Origin of the sequence: Pseudomonas sp. MOIL14HWK12:I1 (genome assembly GCF_000510705.1) — a bacterium.
Taxonomy (GTDB): Bacteria; Pseudomonadota; Gammaproteobacteria; order Pseudomonadales; family Pseudomonadaceae; genus Chryseomonas; species Chryseomonas oryzihabitans.
The window spans coordinates 544,252-568,222 of the sequence record NZ_KI783308.1 but is presented as its reverse complement, the minus strand read 5'-3'; the positions used below and the strand labels follow the sequence as shown (position 1 = coordinate 568,222).

24 protein-coding genes are annotated in these 23,971 nt (G+C 66.9%); 6 read left to right on the top strand and 18 right to left on the bottom strand.

Translation table 11 applies throughout. From position 1 onward, the window contains the following. Nucleotides 1–2: 2 nt before the first annotated feature. From alaS to PSEK12I1_RS0120250, 12 genes are all read right to left on the bottom strand, one after another. Nucleotides 3–2,627, bottom strand: coding sequence for an alanine--tRNA ligase (alaS, locus tag PSEK12I1_RS0120305; protein WP_027602741.1), 2,625 nt, complete (start codon nucleotides 2,625–2,627; stop codon nucleotides 3–5). Nucleotides 2,628–2,812: 185 nt separating this feature from the next. Further along, nucleotides 2,813–3,811 carry a low-specificity L-threonine aldolase gene (gene ltaE, locus PSEK12I1_RS0120300; RefSeq protein WP_027602740.1) on the bottom strand — a complete coding sequence of 333 codons (999 nt, stop codon included), beginning with the start codon at nucleotides 3,809–3,811 and terminating at the stop codon, nucleotides 2,813–2,815. A gap of 11 nt (nucleotides 3,812–3,822) precedes the next feature. Next, on the bottom strand, nucleotides 3,823–4,830 hold the full coding sequence (gene astE / locus PSEK12I1_RS0120295) for a succinylglutamate desuccinylase (RefSeq protein ID WP_027602739.1): 1,008 nt from the start codon (nucleotides 4,828–4,830) through the stop codon (nucleotides 3,823–3,825). Nucleotides 4,831–4,867: 37 nt separating this feature from the next. Next, nucleotides 4,868–5,164 carry a hypothetical protein gene (locus PSEK12I1_RS0120290; RefSeq protein ID WP_007159106.1) on the bottom strand — a complete coding sequence of 99 codons (297 nt, stop codon included), beginning with the start codon at nucleotides 5,162–5,164 and terminating at the stop codon, nucleotides 4,868–4,870. Between the two features lie 14 nt (nucleotides 5,165–5,178). Beyond that, nucleotides 5,179–6,540 (bottom strand): N-succinylarginine dihydrolase, encoded by a 1,362-nt coding sequence (gene astB / locus PSEK12I1_RS0120285; protein ID WP_027602738.1) that lies wholly within the window; start codon nucleotides 6,538–6,540, stop codon nucleotides 5,179–5,181. Continuing rightward, complete coding sequence (gene astD / locus PSEK12I1_RS0120280; RefSeq protein WP_027602737.1) at nucleotides 6,537–8,000, bottom strand: succinylglutamate-semialdehyde dehydrogenase; 1,464 nt, start codon at nucleotides 7,998–8,000, stop codon at nucleotides 6,537–6,539. The genes astB and astD overlap by 4 nt, the downstream gene beginning before the upstream one ends. A 9-nt stretch (nucleotides 8,001–8,009) precedes the next feature. Next, nucleotides 8,010–9,017, bottom strand: a complete 1,008-nt coding sequence (gene astA / locus PSEK12I1_RS0120275) for an arginine N-succinyltransferase (RefSeq protein ID WP_027602736.1) — start codon at nucleotides 9,015–9,017, stop codon at nucleotides 8,010–8,012. 26 nt (nucleotides 9,018–9,043) lie between these two features. Then, nucleotides 9,044–10,063 (bottom strand): arginine/ornithine succinyltransferase subunit alpha, encoded by a 1,020-nt coding sequence (aruF, locus tag PSEK12I1_RS0120270; RefSeq protein WP_027602735.1) that lies wholly within the window; start codon nucleotides 10,061–10,063, stop codon nucleotides 9,044–9,046. A 62-nt stretch (nucleotides 10,064–10,125) separates the two neighbouring features. Beyond that, nucleotides 10,126–11,346: an aspartate aminotransferase family protein gene (locus PSEK12I1_RS0120265; RefSeq protein ID WP_027602734.1), complete on the bottom strand. Its 1,221-nt coding sequence runs from the start codon at nucleotides 11,344–11,346 to the stop codon at nucleotides 10,126–10,128. A 185-nt stretch (nucleotides 11,347–11,531) separates the two neighbouring features. Beyond that, nucleotides 11,532–11,996: a membrane protein gene (locus PSEK12I1_RS0120260; RefSeq protein ID WP_007159112.1), complete on the bottom strand. Its 465-nt coding sequence runs from the start codon at nucleotides 11,994–11,996 to the stop codon at nucleotides 11,532–11,534. 133 nt (nucleotides 11,997–12,129) lie between these two features. Continuing rightward, nucleotides 12,130–12,777: a pyridoxamine 5'-phosphate oxidase gene (gene pdxH, locus PSEK12I1_RS0120255; protein WP_027602733.1), complete on the bottom strand. Its 648-nt coding sequence runs from the start codon at nucleotides 12,775–12,777 to the stop codon at nucleotides 12,130–12,132. 80 nt (nucleotides 12,778–12,857) lie between these two features. Next, on the bottom strand, nucleotides 12,858–13,703 hold the full coding sequence (locus PSEK12I1_RS0120250) for an OmpA family protein (protein ID WP_027602732.1): 846 nt from the start codon (nucleotides 13,701–13,703) through the stop codon (nucleotides 12,858–12,860). Nucleotides 13,704–13,957: 254 nt separating this feature from the next. Between PSEK12I1_RS0120250 and PSEK12I1_RS0120245 the strand changes: the two genes are divergently transcribed. Continuing rightward, entirely contained in the window at nucleotides 13,958–14,377 is a 420-nt protein-coding gene (locus PSEK12I1_RS0120245) for a hypothetical protein (protein ID WP_027602731.1), read from the top strand. 256 nt (nucleotides 14,378–14,633) lie between these two features. After that, on the top strand, nucleotides 14,634–15,227 hold the full coding sequence (locus tag PSEK12I1_RS0120240; protein WP_027596872.1) for an NYN domain-containing protein: 594 nt from the start codon (nucleotides 14,634–14,636) through the stop codon (nucleotides 15,225–15,227). Between the two features lie 18 nt (nucleotides 15,228–15,245). Here the strand turns inward: PSEK12I1_RS0120240 and PSEK12I1_RS0120235 are convergent, their stop codons facing one another. The 4 genes from PSEK12I1_RS0120235 to PSEK12I1_RS0120220 form a co-directional block, all read right to left on the bottom strand. Then, nucleotides 15,246–16,391, bottom strand: a complete 1,146-nt coding sequence (locus PSEK12I1_RS0120235) for an EstA family serine hydrolase (protein WP_027602730.1) — start codon at nucleotides 16,389–16,391, stop codon at nucleotides 15,246–15,248. A 135-nt stretch (nucleotides 16,392–16,526) separates the two neighbouring features. Next, a complete protein-coding gene (gene dinG / locus PSEK12I1_RS0120230) occupies nucleotides 16,527–18,671 on the bottom strand; it encodes an ATP-dependent DNA helicase DinG (RefSeq protein WP_027602729.1) in 2,145 nt (714 codons plus the stop codon). 135 nt (nucleotides 18,672–18,806) lie between these two features. Continuing rightward, entirely contained in the window at nucleotides 18,807–19,067 is a 261-nt protein-coding gene (locus PSEK12I1_RS0120225; protein ID WP_007159119.1) for a DUF1145 domain-containing protein, read from the bottom strand. Between the two features lie 90 nt (nucleotides 19,068–19,157). Next, entirely contained in the window at nucleotides 19,158–19,817 is a 660-nt protein-coding gene (locus tag PSEK12I1_RS0120220) for an OmpA family protein (RefSeq protein ID WP_007159120.1), read from the bottom strand. Between the two features lie 136 nt (nucleotides 19,818–19,953). Between PSEK12I1_RS0120220 and PSEK12I1_RS0120215 the strand changes: the two genes are divergently transcribed. Both PSEK12I1_RS0120215 and PSEK12I1_RS0120210 read left to right on the top strand, forming a co-directional pair. Then, nucleotides 19,954–20,451 carry a DUF6231 family protein gene (locus tag PSEK12I1_RS0120215; protein WP_027602728.1) on the top strand — a complete coding sequence of 166 codons (498 nt, stop codon included), beginning with the start codon at nucleotides 19,954–19,956 and terminating at the stop codon, nucleotides 20,449–20,451. Between the two features lies 1 nt (nucleotide 20,452). Beyond that, a complete protein-coding gene (locus PSEK12I1_RS0120210; RefSeq protein WP_027602727.1) occupies nucleotides 20,453–20,926 on the top strand; it encodes a YchJ family protein in 474 nt (157 codons plus the stop codon). A gap of 12 nt (nucleotides 20,927–20,938) precedes the next feature. Here PSEK12I1_RS0120210 and PSEK12I1_RS0120205 read toward each other — a convergent pair whose 3' ends face one another. Next, the gene (locus PSEK12I1_RS0120205) at nucleotides 20,939–21,505 is read right to left on the bottom strand and encodes a hypothetical protein (RefSeq protein WP_027602726.1); all 567 of its coding nucleotides are present in this window, start codon (nucleotides 21,503–21,505) and stop codon (nucleotides 20,939–20,941) included. A gap of 169 nt (nucleotides 21,506–21,674) precedes the next feature. Here PSEK12I1_RS0120205 and PSEK12I1_RS0120200 point away from each other — a divergent pair, with 169 nt between their 5' ends. Both PSEK12I1_RS0120200 and PSEK12I1_RS0120195 read left to right on the top strand, forming a co-directional pair. After that, nucleotides 21,675–22,157, top strand: coding sequence for an LEA type 2 family protein (locus PSEK12I1_RS0120200; RefSeq protein WP_027596881.1), 483 nt, complete (start codon nucleotides 21,675–21,677; stop codon nucleotides 22,155–22,157). 1 nt (nucleotide 22,158) lies between these two features. Then, nucleotides 22,159–22,356 carry an SEC-C metal-binding domain-containing protein gene (locus PSEK12I1_RS0120195; protein ID WP_007159125.1) on the top strand — a complete coding sequence of 66 codons (198 nt, stop codon included), beginning with the start codon at nucleotides 22,159–22,161 and terminating at the stop codon, nucleotides 22,354–22,356. A 57-nt stretch (nucleotides 22,357–22,413) separates the two neighbouring features. Here the strand turns inward: PSEK12I1_RS0120195 and PSEK12I1_RS0120190 are convergent, their stop codons facing one another. Beyond that, a complete protein-coding gene (locus PSEK12I1_RS0120190) occupies nucleotides 22,414–23,907 on the bottom strand; it encodes a RimK family protein (protein ID WP_027596882.1) in 1,494 nt (497 codons plus the stop codon). Nucleotides 23,908–23,971: the final 64 nt, after the last annotated feature.

Here is a 23,971-nt window from a genome sequence, read left to right as displayed (position 1 = left end):
TCTTAGAGGCTTTCCTCGGCGTACTGCGCGGCGCAGGCCAGGGCCGCCTCGAGCTGGCTGGCATCGGTGCCGCCGCCCTGGGCCATGTCCGGACGACCGCCGCCCTTGCCACCGACCACGGCCGCGGCGCGCTTCATCAGCTCGCCGGCCTTGAGCCTGGCGGTCAGGTCGGCGGTGACGCCGGCCACCAGCACCACCTTGCCGTCGGCTACGCCACCGAGCAGGATCATGCCGCTGCCGAGCTTGTTCTTGAGCTGGTCGACCAGCGCCAGCAATGCCTTGCCGTCGAGACCGTCGAGGCGCGCGGTGAGCACCTTGGCGCCCTTGACGTCCTGCGCCTGGTCGACCAGGTCACCGGCCGAGGCACTGGCGGCCTTGGCCTTGAGCTGCTCGATTTCCTTTTCCAGCTGGCGATTGCGCTCGACGAGCGCGGCCAGCTTGTCCAGCACGTTGTCGCGACTGCCCTTGAGCAGGCTGGCGGCTTCGCGCAGCTGCTCTTCGGCGCTGTTGAGGTAGGCCAGGGCCGCGGTGCCGGTGATGGCTTCCACACGGCGCACGCCGGAGGCCACGCCGCCTTCGCTGACCAGCTTGAGCAGGCCGATGTCGCCGGTCTGGGCGACGTGGGTACCACCGCACAGCTCGACGGAGAATTCACCGCCCATGCCGACCACGCGCACTACGTCGCCGTACTTCTCGCCGAACAGCGCCATGGCGCCGCGGGCCTTGGCCTCGTCGATGGCCATGACCTCGGTGGTCACCGCGCTGTTCTTGCGGATCTCTTCGTTGACGATGGTCTCGATGCGCTTGAGCTCCTCGGGCTTGATGGCCTCGAAGTGGCTGAAGTCGAATCTCAGGCGCTGGTCGTTGACCAGGGAGCCCTTCTGGTGGACATGGTCGCCCAGCACCTGGCGCAGGGCGGCGTGCAGCAAATGGGTACCGGAGTGGTTCAGGGCGATGCCCTGGCGGCGCCCGGCATCGACCTGGGCCATCAGCGCGGTGCCGACATTGAGGCTGCCCTTGGTCACCACGCCGTGGTGCAGGAAGGCCCCCTGGGTCTTGGTGGTGTCGCGCACGGCAAAGCCGACACCGGCGCTTTCCAGGGTACCGGTATCGCCGACCTGGCCACCGGATTCACCATAGAACGGCGTCTGGTCGAGGATGACCACGCCCTCCTCGCCTTCGGCGAGGCTGTCCACCGGCTGGCCGGCGCGGTACAGGGCGACGATGGTGCCCGAGGCGCTGGTGGTGTCGTAGCCGAGGAAGCGGGTCTCGCCCTCGACCTTGACCAGGCTGTTGTAGTCCACGCCGAAGGCGCTGGCGGAGCGGGCGCGCTCGCGCTGGGCTTCCATCTCGCGCTCGAAACCAGCCTCGTCGAGGTTGAGGTTGCGCTCGCGGGCGATGTCGTTGGTCAGGTCGACCGGGAAGCCGTAGGTGTCATAGAGCTTGAACACCACGTCACCGGGAATGGTGTCGCCCTGCAGCTGCGCCAGATCCTGTTCGAGGATCTTCAGGCCCTGCTCCAGGGTCTTGGCGAACTGCTCTTCCTCGGTGCGCAGCACGCGCTCGATGTGCGCCTGCTGCTGGACCAGCTCGGGATAGGCCTGGCCCATCTCGGCCACCAGGGCGGCGACGATCTTGTGGAAGAAGGTGCCCTTGGCGCCCAGCTTGTTGCCGTGGCGGCAGGCGCGACGAATGATGCGACGCAGCACGTAGCCACGGCCTTCGTTGGACGGCAGCACGCCATCGGCGATCAGGAAGCTGCAGGAACGGATGTGGTCGGCCACCACCTTGAGCGAGGGGGCGTCGTCGTTGGCGCAACCGATGGCCTCGGCCGAGGCCGCCAGCAGCTGCTGGAACAGATCGATCTCGTAGTTCGAGTGCACGTGCTGCAGCACGGCGCTCACCCGCTCCAGGCCCATGCCGGTGTCGACGCTGGGCGCCGGCAGCGGATGCAGGACGCCATCGGCGGTGCGGTTGAACTGCATGAAGACGTTGTTCCAGATCTCGATGTAGCGATCGCCGTCTTCTTCCGGCGAGCCGGGCGGGCCGCCCCAGATCTCGGGACCGTGGTCGAAGAAGATCTCGGTGCAGGGGCCGCAGGGACCGGTATCACCCATGGTCCAGAAGTTGTCCGAGGCATAGGGCGCGCCCTTGTTGTCGCCGATGCGCACCATCTGCGCCTCGGGCACCCCGACTTCCTTGGTCCAGATGTCGTAGGCCTCGTCATCGGTGGCGTAGACGGTGACCCAGAGCTTTTCCCGGGGCAGACCCAGCCACTGCGGCGAGGTGAGGAATTCCCAGGCGAAGGTGATGGCGTCGCGCTTGAAGTAGTCGCCGAAGCTGAAGTTGCCCAGCATCTCGAAGAAGGTGTGGTGACGCGCCGTGTAGCCGACGTTCTCCAGGTCGTTGTGCTTGCCGCCCGCGCGCACGCACTTCTGGCTGGTGGCGGCGCGGGTGTAGCTGCGCTTTTCCATGCCGAGGAAGCAGTCCTTGAACTGGTTCATCCCGGCGTTGGTGAACAGCAGGGTCGGATCGTTCGCGGGGATCAGCGAACTGGAGGCGACCCGGGTGTGCCCCTTCTCTTCGAAGAAGCGGAGGAAGGCTTCACGGATTTCGGCGCTTTTCATATTCATTCCAGACAATGGGCTTTTCGACGCGCGTGACGGGCATCCGACTGGATCGCAGACGAGACGAACGGAGCGGGCGCCGCAGACGCGGCACGTGCGGAAAACGGACACGCATGTCTGGGAGTATATCGACGCCTGCGCCCCGGTGTCGCCCCGGTTGCGCAGGAAAAACGTCGTCGGAAGACTTAGCGGCGGCGGTAGGTGGCGAAAGCGGCGATGACCGCCTCGATATCGGCGGCGCTGACGTCCAGATGGGTGACCAGTCGCAGGCGCGGCGCAGGACTGATGCGGATGCCGCGTTCGGCCAGGAAGGCCTGCAGGGCGGGCGCCCCGTCGCCCAGGGCGAGGTAGACCATGTTGGTCTGCACCGGCTCCACCTGATAGCCGAGTTCGGCCAGGGCGGTGCCGAGCTGCGCCGCGTGGGCATGGTCCTCGGCCAGGCGCTCGACCTGGTGGTCGAGGGCATGCAGACCGGCCGCTGCCAGCATGCCGGCCTGGCGCATGCCGCCGCCGACCACCTTGCGCCAGCGGCGCGCCTTGGCGATCAGGGCGGCATCGCCGCAGAGCACCGACCCCACCGGCGCGCCGAGGCCCTTGGACAGGCAGACCGATACCGAATCGAAATGCTGGCTGATCTCGCGCGCCGGTACCCCGAGCTTGACCGCGGCGTTGTACAGCCGCGCGCCGTCCAGATGCAGAGCCAGGCCGTGCTCCCGGGTGAAGGCGCGTGCCGCGGCCAGATAGGTCAGCGGCAGCACCTTGCCGTGCATGGTGTTTTCCAGGGCCAGCAGCCGGGTGCGAGCGAAGTGGAAGTCATCGGCCTTGATGTAGCTGCGCACCAGATCGAGGTCGAGGCTGCCATCGGCGGCCATCTCTATGGGTTGCGGCTGGATGGAGCCCAGCACCGCGGCGCCGCCCCCTTCGTACTTGTATGTGTGGGCCTGCTGGCCGACCAGGTATTCGTCGCCCCGCTCGCAGTGCGCCAGCAGTCCGAGCAGATTGCTCATTGTGCCGCTGGGCACGAAGAGTCCGGCTTCCAGGCCCAGATCGCCCGCCAGACGCTGTTCCAGGCGGGTGACGGTGGGGTCTTCGCCATAGACGTCATCGCCCAGCTCGGCGGCCAGCATGGCCTGACGCATGGCCGAGGTGGGCTGGGTGACGGTATCGCTGCGCAGATCGATCATGAGGTCGCTCCTTAAGCCGGGACAACGATGAGTCCGGCCCGCAGGCCGACGGCGACCTTGGGATTGGGAAAGATGATGCGCGCCTCGGCTTCGTCGACGATCCAGCGCTCGCTGCCGTCTTCGGCCAGCAGCGAACCCTGGCGCAGCGGCGAGAAGTTGGCCACGTCGTCGGCCAGGTGCAACTGGAAGCGCGGACTGGACTTGTACACCTGGCGCGCCACGCGGAATCTCAGCAACGAGGAATCCGGCGGCGGCAGCTCGGCTTCGCGGCCTTCGATCAGCGCCTCGAGCAGCAGCCGCAGGCGACTCAGGTCGAGTTCGCTGTTCTCGCCGAAGGGCCGCGCCTGGCCCAGCTCCAGGGTCAGGGCCTCGGCCTGGCACTCGGCATAGGTATAGGCGCTGAAGGTAATGCCCGGCTTGTCGTAGAGCAGCACGGCTTCGATACCGGCGGCTTCGAGACGCTGCAACTCGGCTTCCGAATGCTCGCGCCCGGCGCTCCAGGGATAGAGGGCGAAACGCGGCAGCGCCGAGGCGCGCAGCGCGGTGTGCAGGTCGTAGTGCAGGCGCGCCCGATCCGGCTTGCTGAAGAATTGCGCGGACAGGCGTTCCAGGTCGTTGGCGCGTTGCGCCTCGGGACCTTCGGCCTGAGCATGGCGGCCGTTGAACAGGCGATTCAGGTCCTGCTCGACATAGCGGGTGCCGCGGCGCATGGCGTCGGGATTGCCGAACATGAACAACAGGCGGCAGGCGGGACGCAGGGCGCCGCTGGCGATGCCGCCGAGCAACTCGTCGAGCAGCTCCATGGGCGCCGTCTCGTTGCCATGGATGCCCGCCGAGAGCAGCAGGTCCATGCGGTTGTCGCGCGCCACCGGCGGGGTGACTTCCAGCACGCCTTCGGTCAGCCAGTGGAGACGGGTGCCGTCGGCAGTCAGTTGAATCTTCTCGGTCGGCTCGCGGCCGGCCAGGGTCAGGTCCAGCAGGCGGCCAAGCGCCAACCGATAACGTTCAGATGCAGCCATGCTCTACTCCGCTGAGCGACGTGTCGGAGCTAGATACTCAATGATCGTGGCCGCAACCGCAATCGGCGTCATGCACATGATTCTCATCGCCGTCGTCGGCGAAGGTCTCCAGGGCGATGGACAGGCCCAGGGCATTGAGGGCCTGAGGGCGCAGCACCAGGACCGGGGTCTGCTCTTCGTCATCCTGGGAGTCGGCGAAGATATTGAGGCCACCGGCGCCATCGGCTTCCAGCCAGAGGTCGCGACCGGCCAGGCGGATGGCCAGGCGCTGGACCTGCAGCGTCTGCTGCTCGTCGGCGGTGGGTTCGAGGATGAGATCGAGACGGTTGCTCATGGGGGCTCCGGACGTCAGGGCAATTGAAAGGGATAGACCGAGCCGAGGCCCAGCAACTGGGTCAGCTCGTCGAGGGCAGTGCGGACCTCGCCCAGCAACTGGGGATCGGCGAGATCCGCCGGTGCCAGGCGGTCGCGGTAGTGCCGATCCACCCAGTCGAGCAACTGGGCATGCAGCGCCGGGGTGAAGCGCACCCCCGGATTCACCGCGGCCAGCTCCTCAGGGGCGAGCGCCACCCGCAGGCGCAGGCAGGCGGGGCCGCCGCCGTTCTGCATGCTCTGCTTGAGATCGAAGACCTTGACCTCGCCCAGCGGGCCCGCGCCGCTGACCTGGGCCTGCAGATAGTCCCAGACCGCCGGATTCTGCCGGCACTCGTCGGGCACCACCAGCAAGGCGCCCTGCCCCGGTTGATCCAGCAGCTGGCTGTTGAACAGATAGGAGCGCACGGCGTCGCCGACGCTGATCTCGCTGCGACGCACGCAGAGGCGCTGCAACGTGGCGCCGCGTCGGGCGAGCTTGGTTTGCAATTCGTCCAGCACCCGGTCGCTGTCGAGGAAGGCATCTTCATGGTGGAACAGCACCTGGGCGTTGCCCACCGAGATGACGTCGTTGTGGAAGACGCCCTGGTCCACCACCGCCGGATTCTGCTGGGCGAAGACCACGCCCTCCTCGCTCAGGCCATGCAGCCGGGCGATGGCCTGGGAGGCTTCCAGGGTCTGCCGCGCCGGATAGCGATGAGGCTCTGGATAGCGCGGATCGAAGGCGCTGCGACCGAAGACGAAGAATTCCACGCCCGGAGCGCCATGGTCGCGACTGAAGCGGGTGTGGTTGGCCGCGCCCTCGTCGCCGAACTGGGCCACCGAGGGCAGCGGCGCATGGTGCTGGAAATGCGCGGAATCGCGAAACATCGCCTGGAGGATGCGCGCCGTGGTGCTGGGTTCGAGGCTGCGGTGGAACTTGCAGGCCAGGTTGGCCGGGGTGAAGTGCACGCGGCCATCGCGGGTGTCGGCGCTGGGGCTGACGGTGGCGGCGTTGGCCGTCCACATGGCCGAGGCGGAACTGGCGGACAGGAGCAGCGGCAAGGCTTCGCGTGCGGCGCTTTCCAGCACCTGGGCATCGCTGCCGGCGAATCCCAGGCGCCGCAGCGAGGCGATGTCGGGTCTTTCGTGGGGGGCCAGCACGCCCTGTTCAAAGCCCAGTTCCATCAGCGCCTGCATCTTGGCCAGGCCCTGGCGCGCGGCCTCGCGCGGATTCGAGCACTGCTGCTTGCTGGCCTGGGAGGCCACGTTGCCATAGGACAGGCCGGCATAGTTGTGGGTCGGACCGACCAGGCCGTCGAAATTGACCTCTCGAGCAGCAGGGGCGAGTTGACTCATAGCGGTAATCCTGGAGGCAATTGGCTAGGCAGGGTCAGGGCGTCGCTTTCCAGCGAGGCGACCGGGAAGGCGCAGTAGTCCGCGGCGTAGTAGGCGCTGGGGCGGTGATTGCCCGAGGCACCGACGCCACCGAAGGGTGCCGCGCTGGCCGCCCCGGTCAGGGGCCGATTCCAGTTGACGATGCCGGCGCGCACGCCCTGCCAGAAACATTTGTAGAGGGCCGGATCGTCGGCCAGCAGACCGGCTGCCAGCCCGAAGCGGGTGGCATTGGCGAGGGCCAGGGCCTGGTCGAAGTCGTCATAGCGCTGGACCTGCAACAGCGGCCCGAAGACCTCCTCGTCGGGCAGGTCGGCGATGTCCGACACCTCGATGATCCCCGGCGTGAGCAGCGCCCGCTGGACGTCCGGCTGGCGCTGCTCCAGCAGTGCCCGACCGCCCTGCGCCAGACGCTGGGCCTGGGTCCGCAGCAGGGCCTGGGCAGCGGCGAGGGAGATAACGGTGCCCATGAAGGGCGGCGGATCGGCGTCGAAGCGACCGATGCCGAGACCGGCGCTGACGGCCACCAGGCGTGCCAGCAGGGCATCGCCCCAGGCACCCTGGGGCACGAGCAGGCGGCGGGCGCAGGTGCAGCGCTGCCCGGCGGAGAGAAAGGCCGACTGGACGATGGTCACCACGGCGGCGTCCAGATCGGCCACCGGCGCCACCACCAGCGGATTGTTGCCGCCCATCTCCAGGGCCAGCAGTCGCTGCGGACGCTCCGCATTGAGCCGATGCAGCGCCGCTCCGGTGGCGCTGGAGCCGGTGAAGAGGATGCCGTCCAGGCCCGGATGCGCGGCCAGGGCCTCACCGGTGGTCCGACCGCCCTGCACCAGATTGAGTACCCCGGCCGGCAGTCCGGCGGCGATCCAGCACTCCAGGGTCAGAGCGGCAAAACGCGGCGTCAGCTCGCTGGGCTTGAACACCACCGTGTTGCCGGCCAGCAGCGCAGGCACGATATGGCCGTTGGGCAAATGGCCGGGAAAGTTGTAGGGACCGAAGACCGCCAGGACACCATGCGGCCGATGACGGGTGACGCTACGGGCATCCGCCACGCTGGCCGAGCGCTCGCCACTACGGGCCGCCTCGGCCTGGGCGGAGATGGCCACCTTGGCGATCATGCTGCCGAGTTCGGTATCGGCTTCCCACAGCGGCTTGCCGGTTTCCTCGGCGAGGGCCCGGGTCAGCGCGGAGCGGCGTTGCTGCAGCGCCTGGGCGAAGGCCTGCAGGATCTCCAGGCGCGCGGCCTGGCCGCGTCTTTCCCAGGCGGGAAAGGCCTGGCGCGCTGCGGCGATCGCCTGGTCGACGTCCGCTGCATCCGCGGCGGCGCCCTGCCAGAGCTCGGTACCGGCGTAGGGGTCGAGCGAGGTGAAGGTCTCGCCGCGCCCGGGGCGCCATTGACCAGCGATATAGAGGCTATCCATGAGCTCTCCTCAGGGCATCAGGCGCACGGCGCGCACCTGGGCGCCGGCCATCAGCCGCAATTCGCGGGCGGTGGCCAGATCGACCACCAGGGTGCCCGAAGCCAGGCGCGCGCGGGCGCTGGTGATGCGGCAGTCCTGGCACTTGCGGTTGTGGATCAGATAGACCTCGGCGTCATCGCCCGGCGTGCCCACTGCCAGCACCAGGCGCTGGCTGTCGCGGATCGCGCGTACCTTGGCGGTCTCGGCTTCCAGGGTCGGACCGGCATCGAAGATGTCGACGTAGCCCTGGTAATTGAAGCCCTCGGCCTCCAGCAGGCGGCGAGCGGCTTCGGTGTCCGGGTGTACCTTGCCGATCACCTGGCGCGCTTCCGCCGACAGGAAGCAGGTATAGAGCGGGAAGCGCGGCATCAGCTCGGCGATGAAGCCGCGATTGCCGATGCCGGTGAGATAATCCGCCTGGGAGAATTCCATCTTGAAGAAGTGGCGGCCCAGGCCCTCCCAGAACGGCGACTGCCCCTGGTCGTCGGACATGCCGCGCAACTCGGCGATGATGCGCTCGGCGAACAGCTCGCGGAATTCGGCGATGAACAGGAAGCGCGACTTGGACAGCAGGCGCCCGGCCGCGCCGCCGCGGCGATCCGCGCGCAGGAACAGCGAGCAGAGCTCGGAGCTGCCGGTCATGTCGTTGGCCAGGAACAGCGTGGGGATCTGCCGGTGGATGTCCAGTTCGCGCGAGGCGCTCACCGTCAGCCCGACCCGGTAGTTGTACCAGGGCTCGCGCAGGCCCAGGGCGGCGGCGATCCCGGCGATGCCGATGACCTCGCCGTCTTCTTCCAGGGCGAAGAGATAGTCCGCATCGGCGGATTCGGCCTGGCGCAGAAAGCTGCGCTCGGCATTTTCCACCCGCTGCGCCAGGCGTTCTTCGCTGGCCGGCAGGGTGGTGAGACCGGCGCCGGCCGCCTGCGCCAGTTGCAGCAGCGCGGGCACATCGGCACGGGTGACGGGACGGACGATCATCGGACCTCCAAAGACGCTAGGGTCGGCTACAGCGCTACCAGACGAACCCGGTCGCCTTCGGCGATCTCCAGGGTGGCGATCTGCTCGGGGGAAAGGACGACGGGATCGCCAGGCGCCCAGCGCAGCGGCGTGGCCAGTGCCCGGAAGTTTTCCAGGCCGTCGTTGGCGATCAGGAACCAGGGCGCCTCCTCGCCGGCCGGGGCCCCTTCGCTCACCGGCGCTAGGCGGCTCTCGGCGATGGAGCGGATGGCCGTGGTGCGGGCGTGCAGGGTCGGACCGCCATCGAAGATGTCGATGTAGTTGTCGGTCTCGAAGCCCTCGCGGCTGAGGATGTCGAAGGTGATCTGGGCGCGGGGATGCACCTGACCCATGGCCTCCTGGGCGCTGTCGGGCAGCAGGGGTACATAGAGCGGATAGGTGGGCATCAGTTCGGCGAGAAAGGTGCGGCTCTTCTGCCCGGACAGGCGCTCGGCGGCGGCGTAGTCCATATCGAAGAAGTTGCGCCCTACCCCGTTCCAGAACGGCGATTCGCCGTCATCATCCGCCAGCCCGACGATTTCCACCACCACCGTTTCGGCGAAGCGCGCCGGGTGGGCGGCCATGAACAGCAGGCGGGCACGGGAGTTGAGTTCGGCGTGGGGGGTGTCGAGCAGCGGGCGCTGGACATAGAAGCTGCTCAGCACACTGTTGCCGGTCAGGTCGTGACAGAGCGACAGCACATGCACCTTGTTGTGGATCTTCAACTCGCGCGAGGCGTGGATGAAGGTCTCGTTGCGAAAGCTGTAGAAGGGCTCGGAGAAACCGGCCGAGGCGACGATGGCCGAACAGCCCAGCAGCTCGCCGCTGGTGGTGTCTTCGAGCACGAAGAAATAGCTCTCCTCGCCATGAAAGCCCACCTCCGCCGCCAGCGACGACTCCGAGGTGCGGATCTTGTCGCGCAACCGCTCGGGGTTGTCGGGCAGCGAGGTGACGCCAACCGGGCTATCCGCGGCGAGCCGCTGGACCAGGGGCAGATCCGCCGCGCGCGCAGGGCGCATTACCAGCATGAGAACTCCTTGTGTACGGATCCATCCCTGGATGCCAGCGGTACGCGTCCCGCGTCCGGAGATTAGCCTTGGGTGAGACGCGCCAGGGCGCGATCCAGGCGGGCCAGGCCTTCGTCGATATCGGTCTCGGAGATGATCAGGCTCGGCGCCATGCGCAGCACGTCGGGACCGGCCTGCAGGATCATCAGACCCTCTTCGTTGGCGGCGGTGACGATGTCCTTGGCGCGCCCCTTCCAGCTGTCGTTGAGCACGGCGCCGATCAGCAGGCCCAGCCCGCGGATCTGCTGGAACAGGCCATAGCGGGCATTGAGCTGCTCCAGACCGGCGACGAAGCGCTGATGACGGGCAGCGACACCGGCCAGGGTTTCCGGGGTGGCGACGATGTCCAGCAGCGCGGCGCCCACGGCGCAGCCCAGCGGGTTGCCGCCATAGGTGCTGCCGTGCACGCCGGCGCTGAAATGCTGGGCGACCTTCTCGGTGGTCAGCATGGCCGCCAGCGGAAAGCCGCCGCCGATGCTCTTGGCGGTGGTGAGGATGTCCGGTACCACGCCATAGTGCTGGTAGGCGTAGAGATGACCGCTGCGACCGACCCCGCTCTGCACCTCGTCGAAGATCAGCAGGGCGCCATGGGCGTCGCACAGGCGACGCGCGCCCTCCAGGTAGGCCTGGTCGGCCGGCAGCACGCCGCCCTCGCCCTGGATGGGTTCGAGGATGACCGCGCAGGTCTTGTCCGAGACCACGGCTTCGAGAGCGGCCAGGTCGTTGTAGGGCACGTGGCGGATGCCTTCGATCTTGGGACCGAAGCCATCGGAATACTTGGGCTGACCGCCGACGCTGACCGTGAACAGGGTCCGGCCGTGGAAGCTGTTGGTGGCGGCGACGATCTCGTAACGGCTGCCGCCGCTGACGTCATGGCCATAGCGACGGGCCAGCTTGCAGGCCGCCTCGTTGGCTTCGGCGCCGGAGTTGGCGAAGAACACCCGGTCGGCGAAGGTGTGGTCCACCAGCTTACGCGCCAGGCGCAGGGCAGGCTCGTTGGTGTAGATGTTGGAGACGTGCCAGAGCTTGCCGGCCTGCTCGGTCAGGGCGTTGATCAGCGCGGGATGGCCATGGCCCAGGGCGCTGACGGCGATGCCGCCGGCAAAATCGACGTATTCGCGATCGGCCTGGTCCCAGACACGGGAGCCCTCTCCTCGCACCGGAATGAACGCGGCGGGGGCGTAGGTCGGGACCATCACCTCATCGAAGGCGGCGCGTTGCACGTTGGGTTGAGAAGCGGACATCGGGGTTCTCCTGCCGATCACGGCGGTGACTGAGGGGGATTGTAGGACGGCCTCCAGGCGCGGCATTGCGCCCAGGCGACAACTATTTACGGGCGAAAACGCAAACGGGCATCCGATTCGCAGTCTAGCGATTCGGACGCCCGTTCTGGAAGGGCATGGACGTACCTTCGGGTACGTCCGGCAGATCAGTTGGGCGCGACGCGGCTGGTGCCATTGACGGTCAGGATGCGCACCCGCTCGCCCACGCGGAAGATCTCGCCCTTGTTGACCGCCTGCACATAGGCGCGGGAGCCGCCGTCGTCTTCCTTCACGGTGATCTCGACCCCGTTGGCCTTGGTGAAGCCTTCTTCGGTGGCGGCACCCAGCAGGCCACCAGCCACTGCACCGATGATGGCGGTGACGAAGCTGCCACGACCGCCGCCGATGGCGCTACCGCCAATGCCACCGACCACGGCACCGGCCCCGGCGCCCACCGGCGACTTGGTGCCCTCGATGGTGACCGGGCGCAGGGCGGTGATGGTACCGGTACGGACCGTCTGCACCTGCCGCGCCTCATCGCGCGAATAGACGTCGCCGGACTGATCGGAGGCGCAGCCGGCCAGCAGGGCGACGGCGGTCAGGGAGGCGGCGAGCTGAAGGACTCTGTTCATGGGGCAACTCCAAGGGCAGTTGAAAGACACTGGCCGTACCGGGCAGCGGTATGGGCGCAGATCGCTATTATCCTTGACCCAGGGCGTCCGGGGAGGTTTCCGGCGACTGTAACGCCGGTACCTTGCGAACGCCTTAAGGTGCCAGGCGCTGGCGCTGCCACTCGCCTTCCATGCGCCGGTAGTCCAGCCGGTCATGGAGACGGCTGGAGCGGCCCTGCCAGAATTCGATGCGTTGGGGCCTCAGACGATAACCACCCCAGAACGGCGGGCGGCTCGGCTCCCCGTCGGCGAAGCGCTGCTGCACGGCGGCCAGGCGCTGCTCCAGCTCGTGACGATCGGCGATGACCTGGCTTTGCGGCGAGGCCCAGGCACCCAGGCGACTGCCCAGCGGGCGAACCCGGTAGTAGGCGTCGGACTCCTCGGTAGAGACCTGCTCCACCTGCCCCTCGATGCGCACCTGGCGCTCCAGCGCCGGCCAGAAGAAGGTCATGGCCGCCCGGGGTTGCCTGGCCAGCTGCTGGCCCTTGGCGCTGTCGTAGTTGGTGTAGAAGACGAAGCCCTGGGCATCGACGCCCTTGAGCAGCAACACGCGGCAATGCGGCTGACCCTCATCATCGACGGTTGCCAGCCAGCAGGCGTTGGCTTCGACGGGTGGCTGCTCGGTGCGCACCGCCTCTTCGAACCACTGCCCGAACAGGGCATAGGGATCCGCGGGCGCCTGGGCTTCGGTCAGGCCGTCGCGGGTGTAGTCGCGACGCATATCGGCGAGGGACGGTGACATGGAGGTCTCCTGCTAGGTCGTTGTCGACCTAGCTTAACCAAGTCCCGCCCCGCTCGCCTGCTTCAGGACAAGCTTTGCAGCTAGCGCGCGGCCAGGGATTGCAGGCTGGCCAGCACGGTGGCGCGCGGCTGGATCAGCACCTCGACGCGGCGGTTGGCGGCGCGGCCGGCGGCGGTGGTGTTGTCGGCACGCGGATGGGCGGCCGCCAGACCCCGCACGATCAGGCGATTGCCGCTGTAGCCACTGAGACGGAAGATCGCCGCCACGGCCTGGGCGCGCTGCAGACTGATCTTGTCGTTGAGCGCGGCGGCACCGGTGCTGTCGCTGAAGCCGAGCACGATGACGGCGCTGTCTTCATCCACGCTCACCGACTTGGCCGAACGCGACAGCGGGCCGAGCATCACCGGCAGCAGCATCTCGGCGCGATCCGGGTTGAAGGAGCCGTCCACCGGGGTCACCAGCACCAGGGCATCGTCGCGACGCTCGACCCTGACGTTGCTGCCGGCCACGGCGACGCGCAGCTTCTGCTCGTGCTCGTCCAGCCAGGCCTTGCTGACCTTGACCGGTACCGGCTTGAGGACTTCCGCCTTGGCGACGGGCTTCACGTCTTCGCTGCCGAAGGGCCACCACCAGTGACTGCCCTTCTCGCCGGCCGCAGCGGCCTGCTCCGGCTTGGCCGCCGGCGCCTTCGCCGCGACCTTGGCTTCGGCCTTGGGCTCGGCGGCCTTGGCCACCGGCTTGACCGGCTCGACCGCCTTGTCGCTGCCGCCGAACGGCCACCACCAGTGGCTGCCACTGGCGGCAGTGCTGGCCTGGGCATTGCCCGGCTTGGCGGGGGCGGCGGCCTGGTCGCCAGTGCCCTGGAAGGAGCTGCAGGCGGATACGCCCATGCAGAGAATGAGGGTGGTGGATTTGATCAGCTTCATGCAAAGTTTCCCATCGGCGAGCCGGAGGACAGAGTGAATCAATGCCCCGGCCAGAGCCGGCGGCACGAATTAACTTAAAGTAGTTTCGAGATTGTGGCCGCAAACCTACGCCGGGCAAAGCGGTGGAGTCACGAAATTTGCGTATCCGCCGACCAGTGGCGTGTCTTGAGCCACGCCTCGACCAGATCCATACAGGTCAGGCGACAATCGAGATCCGTGGGCGCAAGGTCGCCCGACGAGCAGGAGGCTTGGGCATGGAAGACTTCATCGATGTCGCGACCCTGAAGGAACTGGCCGCCACCGCTGCAGCCATCACCCAGGCCTGCCATTGCCAGCAGCGGGATCTGTCGGGATGGACAGCCTGGCCAGTGGGCTATCGGGAAGCGGATTTCGCCCGAGTCGGCACCCTGGCGCGCCACGCGCCCGAGGAGTCGACCCTTGAGGAGTATCACCCCGCAGGCACTCACTACTGGGCGAGCGCCGCCCCGATCGCACCGCGCTTCTATCCCTGCAACCAGAGCACACTGTGGCGGTGCCTGGGCTGCCAGCGGCTCTACCTGCGACATAACGATGACGGTGCTTACCACGTAGCACCGCGAATCCGGCTGCTGCAGCCGACGCTGATCGTCGATGCCGCCCACGCCAGCGACGGGCGCGACAGCACGGCGATCTGACTACGCCAGTGCCAGCCGGCCTCTGCGCTGAAGCTGCTGCCAGCGGCCTGGTACGACGCTCGTACCGAACTGGTGGTCGCCTCGCCCGTCGCCTGGAGCGACGCCTTCACCCTCGCGGGCGCTCTAGCATGCACCCCCTGGAATTCCTTCGCGTTACCTGAGGCGCAAACCGGGAATTAAGCCCACAATAGGCACCGCGTATCCCGCGTGCGGGTGTGCGCCCATCAACGGTAGAAAACCTGGTCCCAGCAATACGATGGCTACTACAACTCGAACGGGCGTCGCTTGGTTTGTCGACGGCGCCTACGCCCTGAGCGCCTGGAACGGGTCGGTATACGGCGCCAAATTCGACTATCTCAAACTGCGGCTTTTCATCGAGCAGGATGCGGGCGAACCCATCGGCGACGCCTACTACTTCAACTGCGACAGCGATCCGCCCACCGTCGCCCAGACCAACTTCAACAAGTTTCTCAGCTCGGCCCCGCCCAAGGGCGCCGGTCTCAGGGTCAAGCTCTACTGGCTGCAGAGCAAGGCCCACGAATGGCCGGCCTCGGCAGGCGGCGGCCCGATCCTGCATCCGGTGACCGGCGAGCAGTACACCACCAAGAGCCAGAAGGGCGTCGATGTCGGCCTGGCCTTTAACCTGATGCGCTCCCATGCCAAGCGCGGCTGGAAGAAGCTGTACCTGGTCGCGGGCGACGGCGATTTTCACGAGGTGGTGCAGTACCTGGTGGAAAACGAAGGGGTCGAAGTCACGGTGATAGGCGCGCACTTCTCCATCAGCGGCGAGATCGCGCCCTATGTCCGGGTGATCGAATTCAAGGACATCGAGGCGGCCATCGCCCGCTAGCCGCCCGTCGCGAGGCCCTTACAGGCACTCCCCCACCGCGCGCGCCAGGGCCTGGGCGCGCGGATCCATCAGCACATAGGGGCCGAGGGTGTTGGTGACGAAGCCAAAGGCCACCTCGCGCTCCGGATCGGCGAAGCCGGTCGAACCGCCCGCCCCCGGATGGCCAAAGGCCTGGGGGCCTAAGCCGTAGGTGGCATTGGCCTGGTCGGGCTGGTCGAGCATGAAGCCAAGGCCGAAGCGGGTCGGCGTGAGTAGGGTGCGGTCCTCGCCCTGGCTGTGCTCCACCAGGGCCTCGCTAAGCGTCTCCCATTCCAGCAGATCGCCGGCCAGCAGACCGGCATAGAAGCCCGCCAGGCTACGCGCATGGCCATGGCCGTTGGCGGCCGGCTGCTGGAAGCGGCGCCACTCCGCCTTGTTGGTGCTGGTGAGCACCCCGGACGGATTGCCAAAGGCCAGGGTCGGCAGCGCCGCCGGATCGCTCATGGTCGTCTTGAGCAGGAGCTGCGCCGCGGCGTCGCCCAGCACGCCTTTTCCACGCACGATATGGGCGACGCGTTCGTCTTCGCTGGCCGGCAGGCCGATATGGAAATCCAGGTCCAGGCGCCCGGCGGTACGGCCGACGATGGCCTCGCCCGGGCTACGGCCATCAGCGCGCCGGATCAGCTCGCCGAGCAGCCAGCCAAAGGTGATGGGCGCATAGCCATGGGCGGTGCCAGGCGTCCACCAGGGAGCCTCGGCGGCGACCGCGGCGGTCATGGTGTCCCAGTCGTACAGGGCATCCCCCGCCAGGCGTTCGCGCAAGGCGGAAACGCCGGATCTGTGGCTGAGCAACTGCCGCAGGGTGATGTCGGCCTTGCCGGCAGCAGCGAATTCGGGCCAGCGTTCGGCGACCGGGGCATCGAGGGCCAGCTTGCCCTCCTCCACCAGTTGCAGCGCCGCCACCGTGGTGAAGGCCTTGGTGCAGGAGAACAGATTGAGCAGGGTATCGGTGTGCCAGGGCGTCTGGCCGTCCTTGTCGGCCATCCCGCCCCAGAGATCCAGCACCGTTTCACCGCCGACCTGGACGCACAGCGCCGCACCGCGGGTCTGACCGGCTGTGAGCAATTCGGCGAAGGCTTCGCGGACGGATTCGAATCTCAGGTCGTGATAGCCGTGGACGGTCATGGGGGCTCCTGGGGGTATTAGGTGTTTACCGATAGCGCTGACAGGGAGTTTGGATAGGATCGCGGCCATGGGCCGCTCCTACGGTTAGGGTTACCTGTAGGAGCGGCCGCACCGGCGGACCGCCATGGCCACGAATTACTGGATCTCCCGCCGGAACGGCGGCAGCGCATTGAGGATGGCCTTGCCGTAGCGCTGGGTCACCAGGCGGCGATCCAGCAGCGAGATGGTGCCGCTGTCCTGCTCGGTGCGCAGCAGCCGGCCGCAGGCCTGGATCAGGCGCAGCGAGGCGTCGGGCACGGCGATCTCCATGAAGGGATTGCCACCGCGCGCCTCGATCCACTCGGCGAGGGCGGCTTCCACCGGATCGTCGGGCACGGCGAAGGGAATCTTGGCGATGACCACGTGCTCGCAATAGGCGCCGGGCAGGTCGACCCCCTCGGCAAAGCTGGCCAGGCCGAACAGTACGCTGGCCTCGCCGTCGTCGACGCGCTTCCTGTGCTTGTTCAGGGTCTCCTGCTTGGACAGGTTGCCCTGGATCAGCACCCGCTTGCGCCAGTCGCGCTCCAGGCCATCGAAGACGTCCTGCATCTGCCGCCGCGAAGAAAACAGCACCAGGGCGCCACGCGCGCCGTCGAGCATGGCCGGCAATTCGCGAACGATGGCCGCGGTGTGCTCGGCGGCGTTGCGCGGATCGGCCTTGAGATCCGGCACCCGCAGCACCCCGGCCTCGGCATGGCGGAACGGACTGGGCACCACCGCGGTGGCTGCCGACCGCGGCAGCCCGGATCTCATGCGAAAGCGGTCGAAGGTGCCCAGGGCGGTCAGGGTCGCCGAGGTCACCAGGGCGCCATAGGCGACGTTCCACAGGTGGCGGCGCAGCATCTCCGCGGCGAGGATGGGGCTGGCGTTGACCTCGATGTCGTACAGCGAACCCGTTTCGGCGAGGGTCATCCAGCGCGCCATGGGCGGGCTGTCTTCCGGATCCTCGCAGGTAAAGGCCGTCCACAACTCCCAATTGCCCTGGGAACGCGCCAGCAGACTGCCGAACAGCGGATACCACTCCTCGGCCTGGTAGCTGGCCAGGCCGATGCTGGATTCGCCATCCATGGCCTGCTTGAGCATCTCGGTCAGGCGGGTGAAGAGATCGGTGAGCTTGGCGAAGCCTTTCTTCAGCTCGATGCCCATCTCGCGCAGGTCTTCGGGAATTACCCCGCCGACGAATCTATGCCGCGGCCGCTCGCGGCCTTCCATGTCCTCGCCCGCGCGAAAATCCGCCAGGGCCTCGCAGGCGGTAAACATGAATTGCTGCTGGGTGCGGATCTCCCGCGCCAGTTCCGGCACCTGCTCCACCAGCCTGCCGAGATCGCCCGGCAGAGGGTGCTGGGCAAGAAGCTTGGTGAGGTTCTTGGCGATCTGCTCCAGCCACTCGGCGGTGGATCTCAGCCGGGTAAAATGGGCGAAGTGGCCGATTGCCTTGTCCGGCAGGTGGTGGCCTTCGTCGAACACATAGAGGGTGTCGCGCGGATCGGGCAGGATGGCGCCACCGCCCAGGGCCAGGTCGGCCAGCACCAGGTCATGGTTGGTGACGATGACATCGACCTTGGTCATGCCTTCGCGGGCCCGATAGAAGGCGCACTGCTGGAAATTCGGGCAATGGCGATTGGTGCACTGGCTATGATCGGTGGTGATGCGCGACCACTGGACGTCCTCGATGGCTTCCGGCCAGCTGTCGCGATCGCCGTCCCAGCGATTGCCGGCCAGGCGCTCGATCATCTTGCCGAACAGTTCGTTGGACGCCTCGTCCACATCGATCTTGAAGCCATCCTCGGCGAACAGCTGGGCCGTGGCGTTCTGCGCCTGGCCCTCCTGTAGCAGCATGTCCAGCTTGGACAGGCACAGATAGCGCCCCCGCCCCTTGGCCAGGGCGAAGCTGAAGGACAGGCCGCTGTTGCGCAGGATGTCCGGCAGATCCTTGTGCACGATCTGCTCCTGCAGCGCCACCGTCGCCGTGGCGATCACCAGGCGCTTGCCGGCCGCCTTGGCCGCGGGAATGGCGGCCAGGGCATAGGCCACGGTCTTGCCGGTCCCGGTGCCCGCCTCCACCGCCACCACGGCGGGCTCGCCTTCGCGATGCCCCTCCTCGTCCTGGGCGATGGCACCCAGGCCCTTGGCGGTCTCCGCGATCATCAGCCGCTGGCCATAGCGTGGCTTGAGCGACTTGGCTTCGAGGAAACGCGTGTAGGCGCCCTGGATCTGGGTCTTGAGTTCGGTGCTGAGCATGCCTGGTTCCGAGCGATGGCAAAGCAGCGCCACGTCCGGCGGACGAGCGCTGTATGCATCTACAGTAATGGATCTTGGGCGCTATGATAACGCGCCTGTCGTCAGGATGCGCCCGACGTTGAGGTCGCAGGCCGCTCAGGCCACCGGCAGCTGCGGCGGCAGCCGATGAAAGGCGCCAAAGATCAGCAGGCTCAGGCGGTCGAGCCAGGGATGGCGACGCAGGCGCAGGGCACGACGACTGGCGAAGACTTCACCCAGGTGCAGGAGCAGCAGGGCCAGGGCCACCAGGGCGAGCAATTGGGGGAAAGGACGAGCGAGAGGCAGAGCGATGGCGGCGGCTGCGGCGAGCCAGAACAGCAGGAGAAGAACTTTGCCGGTAAGGGACAGGGTTTTCATGGATTCCAGCAGGAGGACGAGATGGATCGGACCATAACGCCTGGAGCCGGAAAAAGTAAAGGCGGCGGACCAGGGTCCGCCGCCGATGCATCACTCGCGGTCGATCTGGATTTCGACGCGGCGGTTGGTGGCGCGGCCTTCAGCGGTCTCGTTGGTGGCGATCGGCTGACGCTCGCCCATGCCTTTCACGGAGACGATGCTGGCTGCCGGCACACCGGCCTGGATCAGGTAGTTGCTGACCGACTTGGCGCGACGCTCGGACAGACGCTGGTTGTAGGCGTCGGTACCCTTGCTGTCGGTGTGGCCGGTGATCGACAGACGGGTGCTGGCGGCTTCGCCACGCAGACGACCGGCGATGCCGTCCAGCTGAGCCCGGTCTTGAGCATCGATGGCGGCGGAGTCGAAGGCGAAGTGCAGATCACGGGCGGTGATCACTTCCTGCTTCGGCAGCGGGGCCGGTGCGGGAGCCGGTGCGGGCGCCGGAGCCGGGGCCGGAGCGGGCTCCATGCGGGCGACCTGTTCGTTGCCCTTGCCATGCACCCAGCAATAGGCGCCGGCGGTGGTACCTATGCCCAGGGCCGCCATGCCGGCGACGTTACCGCTCTGGGTAGCGCCGGCCGCACCGCCGACCAGCGCGCCGACCGCAGCGCAGACCGGCCAATCGGATTTCTGTACGCCGCCCGCACAACCAGCCAGCACGGTGCTTGCCAGGATGAGGGGTAAAGCTGTCCTTGCGATGCTCTTGCTCATGAAGGGGTCTCCTATAGACCAGGTACCGCGAGTTGTGCTCGTCTTTCGTTTTATGGCGCTGTCAGACTAATGGTGGCGTACACATCTTGACAACGCTGGTTGCTTAGTCAATCGCGATTTGATTAGGGTTCCCTTAATGGCAAACATATTCTCGTCCCGTACCCCGCAACAGGCTCTGGCAAGCCTGCTCGAGCATCATCAGCCCAGGCGCCTGCTCTGTGTGGCGCGCGAACCGCTGCCGGCGCTCGCGGCCTATGCCGAGGCCCATCCGCACTGCCAGCTGGTGCAAGCGACGGTGCCTCTGGATGATCCCAGCCTACTGGCCGAACGCTACGATCTGGTGATCGTCGCCGACTGCCTGGAACATCTGCCGCTGCGCCAGGGGCGCGAGTTGCTCGGCGGCTTGCGCAACTTCAACACCTCGCGCCTGGCGGTGCTGGTGGACCTGGCCGCCAGCGAATGGCAGCTGACGGATTTCTACGCCCTGGCCCTGCAGGCCAGCGAGCGCTTCGCCCGCGATGGCCAGGTGGTCACCCTGTTCAGCTATGATCTGCACGACTACAAACAGGTCCCGGACTGGCTCAATGCCAAGTTCTGGGCCAATCCGCAGAATTTCGGCAAGTACTGGTGGTGAGATGCAACCCATGGCCCCCTGCCCCTGTGGCTCGGATCGTCCGCTCAGCGACTGTTGCGGCGTCTTTCATACCGGCACCCCGGCGCCCGATGCCGAGCGCCTGATGCGTTCGCGCTACAGCGCCTATGTGCTGGGCTTGATCGACTATCTGGTGGCCACCACGGTGCCTGCGCAGCAGGGGCAGCTGGACAGGGAAGCCCTGACGGCCTGGAGTCTGGGCAGTCGCTGGCAGGGGTTGCAGGTGCTGGAGCATCGCCCCGAGCCAGGCGATCCTGACCATGCAAGGGTCAGCTTCGTGGCGCGCTGGGAGGATGGCCGCGGCGCCCATCGCCATGAAGAGCGCTCGGGCTTCGTCCAGCGCGAGGGGCGCTGGTACTTTCTCGATCCGACCGTACGCCCGCTGCCGGGTCGCAACGACGCCTGCCTGTGCGGCAGCGGCGCCAAGTTCAAGAAGTGCTGCGCCGGCTTCCTGTAACGCCGGCCGTGCTCACTCCCTGACCAGCGTCAGGTGATCGGTATCCGGGACCGCCACGGGTAGCGGCTCGGAGGCCGGGCCCAGGTCGCTGCCCACCGGCGCCAGACTCAGGTGCGACAGATCGACCCGCGGCGGCGCCACCGGTGCGGCCTCGTCCTGGAGATCGGCGCCCACCGGTGCCAGGCCGAAATCCGGTGCCTGGACATCGACGAAGGCCGCCATCACGGCATCGCGCGGGGCGACCGACAGGGATCCGCGCTCCGCGGACGGTGGCGAGGCGGTCGCCGTGGTGGCCGGGGTCGGTTCCCGCGGCTCTACGGGTGCGGCAGCCGGCTCGATCGTCTCGGCCATGGGCGCCACCTCGACCCGCGCCCCGGCCTGGGCCAGGGTGGCGCGATAGCGCTCGGCGGTGGCGGCATCGAGGCGATTCTTGATGATCATGCGGCGCCCGGAAAAGAGCACGGCGATGCGCTGTTCATCCGCCTGAAACAGACGCATCAGATTCTGTCGGGTCTGCTGCGCATCGGCGCCAGCGACCAGCTCGCCCTGGAAGGCGATTTCATAGAGCACGGCGGACATGACGACCTCCTCGGTCACGGCAAGAGCTGCAGGATGCAACGTCGCGCCGGAGGGGTCCAGTCCGCATGGTCGCCTGGCCCAGGCGTTTTTTTGTTAGCCTGTGCCGAAGCGGCCCCGACTTGTGCAGCAATCGGTGCTTGTTAAACTGCGCAGAAAACGGGAGTGCCGCATGCTTCGCCAGGCCTTGTTCATCACCCTGCTCGGCGTTTTGCTGAGCAGCCTTGGCGGTTGTACCTACATCGGGCGCAACTATGAGGAGCCCCAGGTCGAACTGACCGGCGTGGAGCTGATCCGCGCCCGGCTGTGGAGCCAGGACTTCGTGCTGCACTTCCGCGTCCAGAATCCCAACGACAGCGCCCTGCCCGTGCGCAGCCTGGCCTATACCGTCTACCTGAACGATCTGCTGCTGTCCCAGGGGACCGCCAACCTGCATTCGTCGGTGCCGGCCAATGGTCAGCGCAGCTTCTCGGTGCCGGTGCAGACCAATCTGTGGCGCTACGTGAAGGACGTCGGTCGCATGCTGGAAGACCCCAACCAGCCGATCAACTATCGGCTGCGCGGTCGGGTGAAGACCGGCTGGCTGTTCGGGCGCAGCGTCCATTTTTCTCGCCAGGGGCAGTTCGTGCCTGGCGCCTACATCCCGGAGTTATGAGATGAACCAACACGTCCACGGTCCCGATTGCAATCACGACCATGACCACGATCACGGCCATGCCCACCATGTGCACGGCCCGCACTGCAACCATGGCCCGGCCCAGGAGCCGGTGCGCAATCCGCTGAAGGAAGTGGGTCGCAACGATCCCTGCCCGTGCGGCAGCGAGAAGAAATTCAAGAAGTGCCACGGCGCCTGATCGCGCTTTGAGCGACGGGTGAGGCCCTGCCCTCACCCGCTCCGCGACCCTGGCGCGTTACCAGGGCTGTCCGCCGCGCTGCGACTCCAGCCGCCGAATGAATTCCTCCAGCACCAGGGCGTAGAGATCGTCCTTGAGCACCAGGTCCTCCACCCCGCAATCGATGTTGGGGTTGTCATTGACCTCGATCACCGCCAGCTTGTCGCCCGCCTGCTTCAGATCCACGCCATAGAGACCATCGCCGATCAGGTTGGCGGTGCGTACCGCCAGCTCGACCACCGCATGGGGCGCGTCCTGTACCGCCAGGGTGCGGAAATCGCCACTGACCTCGGTGGCGCTGGCGCTGTGGTCGTAGATCTGCCAGTGCCCCTTGGACATGAAGTACTGGCAGGCAAAGATCGGCTCCTGGTTGAGCACGCCGATGCGCCAGTCGTATTCGGTGTAGAAGAACTCCTGGGCCAAAAGCAGCACCGAGCGCTCGAACAACTCGGCGCTGGCCTTGCGCAGTTGCGCGGCATCCTCGACCTTGATGACGCCACGGGAAAAGGAGCCATCGGGAATCTTCAGCACCAGCGGAAAGCCCAGGCGTTCGCCGAGGCCTTCGAGCTGGCCGGGATTGTCCTTGTAGAGGATCTCGGTCGCCGGCATGTCCAGCTTGTGGGCGCGCAGCAGGTCGGCCAGATAGACCTTGTTGGTGCATCTCAGGATCGAGCGTGGATCGTCCATCACCACTAGCCCCTCGCTTTCAGCCTTTTTGGCGAAGCGATAGGTGTGGTGGTCGATGGCGGTGGTCTCGCGGATGAACAGGGCATCGAATTCGCCCAGCCGCGCGTAATCCTTCTTTTCGATCAGCTCCACGTCCAGCCCCAGGTGCTTGCCGACGCGCACGAAGTTCTTCAGTGCCTTGGCATCGGAGGGCGGAAAGGCTTCCTTGGGGTCGTGCAGGATGGCCAGGTCGAAGCGGTACTTCTCACGGCGCCCCGGCTTGAGCCAGACGCGGCGACTGAAGCCGTCGAGGGCGTTGGCGAAGAGGTCTTCCTGCTGCTCGTGGAGCTTGTGGATGCTGCCCAGCTTGAGGCCGCCGATGTGCCAGCCGGCGCGGTCGCGGCGGAATTCCACCAGCAGCAGCGGGCAGGGAAAGGCCTCGAACACCTGGCGCGCCAGGTCCTGCAGGGGGGCGATGTCGGTGTTGCCGAAATAGAGCGTGAGGGTGAAGCCGTCGGCGCTGCCATAGGGATGACCGGCCAGCGCTTTGGTCAGCAGCTTGTCCAGGTCCTCCAGGGCCAGGCCGTAGAGCGACTTGCGCGCCAATTCGCTGATGGTGCGCACCGAGGGGATGACCTTGTGCCCGCGGGCTTCGGCGAGCAGCGAGCAGTAGTAACCGTGGCCGAGGTACTTCTGGCTGCGGCACAGGTTGATCACCTGCACGCGCTTGCCATTGTCCTGTTCGTTGGATTGCTCCAGGTATTCCTGCGCGGTGATGACGTCTTCGCTGGGATAGTAGGACGACCAGTCTTCCTTGCGTTCCACGACGATATACAGCTTGCTCACTGGACCTCCTGGTTGCGGGGCGTGGTCCCGGCGGAAACCCGGATGCCGCCGGACCACTCCAACT